The organism is Blastocatellia bacterium (assembly GCA_025055075.1).
GTDB lineage: Bacteria > Acidobacteriota > Blastocatellia > HR10 > HR10 > HR10.
The window spans coordinates 1-5,215 of sequence record JANWYV010000027.1 but is presented as its reverse complement, the minus strand read 5'-3'; the positions used below and the strand labels follow the sequence as shown (position 1 = coordinate 5,215).

The 5,215-nt window shown below is 59.1% G+C and carries 6 protein-coding genes and 1 pseudogene; all 7 read right to left on the bottom strand.

Annotation, left to right across the window (positions count from 1 at the left end; genetic code table 11):
* Positions 1-390 (bottom strand): hemolysin XhlA family protein (locus tag NZ746_07335; GenBank protein ID MCS6817176.1); only part of this gene is annotated, 390 nt, incomplete at its 3' end.
* A gap of 7 nt (positions 391-397) precedes the next feature.
* Positions 398-781 (bottom strand): NADH-quinone oxidoreductase subunit NuoK, encoded by a 384-nt coding sequence (gene nuoK, locus NZ746_07330; GenBank protein ID MCS6817175.1) that lies wholly within the window; start codon positions 779-781, stop codon positions 398-400.
* 49 nt (positions 782-830) lie between these two features.
* Positions 831-1,382, bottom strand: coding sequence for an NADH-quinone oxidoreductase subunit J (locus NZ746_07325; GenBank protein ID MCS6817174.1), 552 nt, complete (start codon positions 1,380-1,382; stop codon positions 831-833).
* A gap of 13 nt (positions 1,383-1,395) precedes the next feature.
* On the bottom strand, positions 1,396-1,893 hold the full coding sequence (locus NZ746_07320; GenBank protein ID MCS6817173.1) for a 4Fe-4S binding protein: 498 nt from the start codon (positions 1,891-1,893) through the stop codon (positions 1,396-1,398).
* Between the two features lie 255 nt (positions 1,894-2,148).
* A pseudogene (gene nuoH, locus NZ746_07315) lies at positions 2,149-3,177 on the bottom strand (NADH-quinone oxidoreductase subunit NuoH).
* 9 nt (positions 3,178-3,186) lie between these two features.
* Positions 3,187-4,329 carry an NADH-quinone oxidoreductase subunit D gene (locus NZ746_07310; GenBank protein ID MCS6817172.1) on the bottom strand — a complete coding sequence of 381 codons (1,143 nt, stop codon included), beginning with the start codon at positions 4,327-4,329 and terminating at the stop codon, positions 3,187-3,189.
* A complete protein-coding gene (locus NZ746_07305; protein MCS6817171.1) occupies positions 4,329-4,781 on the bottom strand; it encodes an NADH-quinone oxidoreductase subunit C in 453 nt (150 codons plus the stop codon). The genes NZ746_07310 and NZ746_07305 overlap by 1 nt, the downstream gene beginning before the upstream one ends.
* Positions 4,782-5,215: the final 434 nt, after the last annotated feature.

Here is a 5,215-nt window from a genome sequence, read left to right as displayed (position 1 = left end):
CCGCTCCTGCAGCTCCTCAATCCGCCGCACCGCCGGCGCCAACGCCGTCCGCCGATCCCAAATCACAAACCCCACCAACGCAAAAATCCCCGCAAACGTCACCCCAAAACCCCACAACAAAAACTCCCGCAACTCGTCTATTCGGCGATTCGTTTCATCTATTCGCCGATTCGTCTCATCCATTCGCTGCCCCAATCGAGCTTCCACCTCTTGGATTCGCTCCTCTAACCGCCTCTGCCCCTCCTCCAAACGGATCAACCGCTCGACGATCTCCTTCCCAGTGATGACCACCTCTCGCTCCTGCGCGCGCACGTGTTCCCTCACGCTCATCAGAGCGATCGCAACCATCCCCAATATCACCGCGTGATACTTCGTGTTGCGTGCCTTCACCAGGCGCTCACCATTTCAGGAGATTGATCTCGTCAATGGCCACTGTCTGGCGATTGCGATAAAGGGCGATGAGGATGCCCAAACCGATGACGGCCTCCGCCGCAGCCACGACAATGATGAAGATCGTGAAGATATGCCCCATGTTCTCGGAGATGCGCCCCATCGCTTGCCAATAGCGCGTGAAGGCGATGAAGTTCAAGTTCGCGGCGTTGAGGATCAGCTCGATGGACATGAAGATGATGAGGATGTTTCGGCGGGAGAGCACCCCTAGGACGCCGATGGCGAAGAGCATGAAACTAACGACGAGGAAATCCACGATCCCCTTCGGCGCCGTGAGCCCCTCGAGGAATCGGCCCACGAAGGAAGTCGGCTCCTGAAGTGCCCAGATCATTGCCACATGCATCTTCTCCCTCCCCGACTGCCATCTTCCGCCGTGACGTTCAATCGAACGTCTCCTCTTGACGCCGCGTGCGGGCCAGGATCACCGATCCGACGATCGCCACAAGCAGGAGCAACGATGCGATCTCAAAGGGCAAAGCCGCGCGCGTGTAGAGCGCACTCCCCACCCGCTGCGTGTCCTCCGCGAGAGCGAGGGGGGCCTCCTCCATCGGAGCACCGGCCGAAGGTAAGAGATTCGTCTCGCGCCGCAACGCGATGACCATCGCCACCGTCATCGCGCCCACGAGCGCCCACGCGATGGCCTCCTGCCGCGTGAATAAGCGCGTCGCCTCGGTGATCTCCTCGCGCACGTTCACCAACATGATGACGAAGATGAAGAGGACGACGACTCCGCCGACGTAGATGAGGATCTGCGCGCCCGCCACGAACTCCGCATGCAGGAGCAAAAACAACCCGGCCACTCCAATCAATGCCCCCATGAGATAGAGGGCCGCATGCACGGCCGAACGCGCCCGAATGAGCGAGACGGCCATGATGAGCACCAAGAACGCCAATCCGTAGTAGAAGGCGATTTGCGCTCCTTTCAGCTCCACGCCCGTCCCCTCCTCATCGGGTATAGATCGGTTGCTCGATCCCCTTCTCCAGCATCTCCCACGACCAGACGAAATCCTTCCGCCGATAAATGGCCAATTCGAACTCCTGCGTCAGCTCGATGGCATAAGTCGGACAGGCATCTTGGCAATGGCCGCAGAACATACACCGCGAGGTGTCGTAGGTGTAGTCCACCAAGACGCGCTTCTTCTTCGTCTTCCCCTCGTGATCCACATACTCGCGCACGGCCTCGACGACCGTGATCAAATCTTCCGGGCACGCGACGGCGCACAAATTACACGCGATGCAGAGGCTCTCGCCCGTCTCCGGATCGAGATTCAACCGCGGAGCGCCGCGAAAGCGTTCTGCGACTTTCGGCCGGACGAGCGGATACTGTTCCGTGTAGCAGTGCTTCGGTGCCTGATATTTGAACGTGATGAGCAACCCCTTGATCAAGTCCAGGAGCAGAAATCGGGAGAGGACCTGCTTCCAATTTCGTCTCGGTTCTGCCATGAAGGCACCTCCTTCGGCTCACACTTCAGCGAAGATCTCTTCTTCGCCTCTTTCGGGCAGACGAATCTGCCGTTGGACGCGCAGATTGAAATCGGCCGAGCGTCGATTGATCACCGCCAGCACGATCCACACGATCGGAACGCTGACCAGCAGCGACGCTGCGATGAGGAAGAGCTTCCCCCACGGCCACACGCTCACCAGTCGCTCGCCGGTATCGGTCCGCACCGTCTCCACCAGACCCAAATGTTGAGCCAGAACGAGCACAGCTCCCGTCACCAGGATGTTGGCGAGTCCGGCCGGAATCAACCACTTCCACCCTAGGCTCATCAATTGATCGTACCGATAGCGCGGGAACGTCCATCGGAACCAGATGAAGCAGTAAACAATGGCGAAGACCTTCACGGCGAAGACGAGCATCGCCAGGAGGGCATACGGCCACGTCCCTGGTTCGACCAGCTTCGTCATCCCCGGGAAATGCCATCCTCCGAGGAAGACCGTCGCGGCGAGGGCGGCAGAAATGACGATATTCGTATACTCGGCGACGAAGTAAAGCGCCCAGCGGAAGCCGCTATATTCGGTGTGATACCCGGCGACGATCTCCGATTCCGCTTCCGGCAGATCGAACGGCGCGCGATTGGTCTCGGCCAATCCTCCAACGAGGAAGATCAGAAAGGCGGCCGGTTGATAGAAGATGTACCAGATGCGATCGGTCATCTGCGCCTCGATGATCCCCACCATCGAAAGCGTCTTGGCAAACATCAACGGACCGACCAGCGCCAAGGCGATGGCGACTTCGTAGCTGACCATCTGCGCCGATGACCGCAGCGCTCCCAAAAGCGGATACTTGCTGTTGGAGGCCCATCCGCCCAAGATGATCCCCAGGACGCCCACCGAAGAGACCGCCAGGATGAAGAGCACCCCGATATTGATGTCCGTGATCGTCGCGCGCCCCGGACCGAAAGGGATCACGGCCAGGACGACGAGCGCGGCGACAACCGAGATCATCGGCGCGATTACGAAGATCGAGCGCTCAGCGCGCGCCGGAATGATGTCCTCTTTCGAGAGCAATTTCAACGCGTCGGCCAATGGTTGCAACAGCCCATACGGTCCAACGCGCATCGGCCCCAGCCGCGCTTGAATGAAGGCGCTGATCTTGCGCTCGGCATAGACCAAATACGCCGCCACCGTGAGGATCACGAAGAGGACGATCACGATCGTCGGCAATCGCCTCAGGATGTACTCGGCGACGATCGGATGGTTCCAGATCGCCCAGAAGACCTCCATGCCCCCCTCCTACCGATCCACCTCACCCAACACAATATCAATCGAGCCGATCAAAGCCACGACGTCAGCCACCAAATGCCCGATGGCCATCTTCTTGAGGGCTTGCAGATTGATGAGCGATGGCGGACGAATGCGCAATCGTTCGGGGAACGACGTCCCATTGCTCACCAGATAAATCCCCAACTCGCCCTTGGGCGACTCGATAGAGTGATAGACCTCGCCAACCGGCGGACGAATGATCTTCGGGACTTTGCCCAGAACAGGTCCCGGATGCAACTTCTTCAACTTGTCGAGGCACTGGAGGATGATCAAGCGACTCTGGCGCATCTCCTCCATGCGTACGAGATACCGATCGTAGGTGTCTCCGTTCTCTCCCACCGGGATATCGAACTCGACCTGATCGTAGATCTCATAGGGGAAGGCCTTACGAATATCCCACTTGACCCCAGAGGCGCGCAGGATCGGCCCCGTGACCCCCAGATCTTTCGCTTCCTCTGCCGTGAGGATGCCGATCCCTACAGTGCGTTGGAGCCAGATGCGATTCTCGTTAAGGATGGTCTCATACTCCTTGAGCCGTTCCGGCAGGATGCGACAGAAAGCCCGCACCTGTTCCTCGAAGCCATCGTAGATGTCGTACTGCAGACCGCCGATGCGAAAGGCGTTGGCCGTCAACCGCGCGCCGAAATAGTTCTCGAAGATCTTCAGGATCTCCTCTCGCTCTCGAAACGCGTAGAGGAAGATCGTGACCGCTCCGATGTCCATCGCGTGAGTACCGAGCCAAAGCAGATGGCTGGCGATCCGCTGCAGCTCCGTCAGGATCACGCGAATATATCGGGCTTTCTCCGGCACTTCGATCCCAGCGATCTTCTCGACCGTCTCCACATAGCAGAGGTCATTGGAGACGGCCGCCACGTAATCGAGTCGGTCGAAGTAAGGCTCAATGTGGACGTAGGTGCGGTTCTCGCAAATCTTCTCCACGCCGCGATGCAGATACCCGATGTCGCAGTCCAGATCAATGACTGTCTCGCCGTCGAGCTTCAAGATCACTCGCAGCACACCGTGCGTCGAAGGGTGCTGCGGCCCCATGTTGAGTACCATCTCGCGCGCGGCGAGCAGGCGTTCCCGCGTGATGGCGATCTCCGGTTTGTGCATTATTCGAATCTCCCGCTGTATTCAGTCCCCTCGCGGAATTCGATCATGTTCAGGTGCTTCTCGCACCAGCGATTGTAACGGAATTCGAGTGGATAATCTTTCCGCAGGGGATGCCCCTCCCAATCTTCCGGCAGGAGCAATCGCCGCAGATCGGGATGCCCTTCGAATCGCACGCCGACCAGATCGTACGCCTCCCGCTCCATCCAATTGGCCGCGCTCCACACAGAGACAACGCTCGGACATGCGTCCCCTTCGGCCAGATTCACTTTCAATCGCCATCGCACATTCCGCGGAAAGGAGTAGAGGTGATAGATCACCTGAAAAGGCTGCTCCGCGTCCGGGATGTGCCGGGCCGTCAAATCGGTGAGGAAATCGAACTGCGCGTCCGGGTCATCCCGAAGGAAGCGACAAACCTCCACGATGTGCTCCCGCGCGATCGTGAGCGTGGGCATGCCCAGAACCTCCACGGCGTCGAGGACGGCTCCCGGGAACCGCTCCCGTAATTTGTTCAGAATGGGATCGTCACTCATCTCAACGATCGGGAGCGTCGGGGACGCTTTCGTCGCAGGAGCCCCTTTGGGCGTCGGTTTGTCCTTCTTCTCTTCCGGCATACGGCGTCGTGCGTCGGCGTGCGGTGCTCCTTCAAACAGCACGACTTTGTAACATAGATGCCTTGGTTTGTCAACGCGCGGCAACGAGCGGCTTCGCTTCGCGTTGAAACCAAAGGCGCTTCACGTTCGAGGTGATCGTTTCAAATAACGTGTTGGTGCGACGAGCAGGAGTTTTCTGTGGACACGGGGTGTGAGAGCAGGGCGGCCAAGGGGACTCGGTCGCCCGCGTGCCGCAGCCAGGCCATCAAGGAGACAAAGCGCAGGGGGTCCTCTTT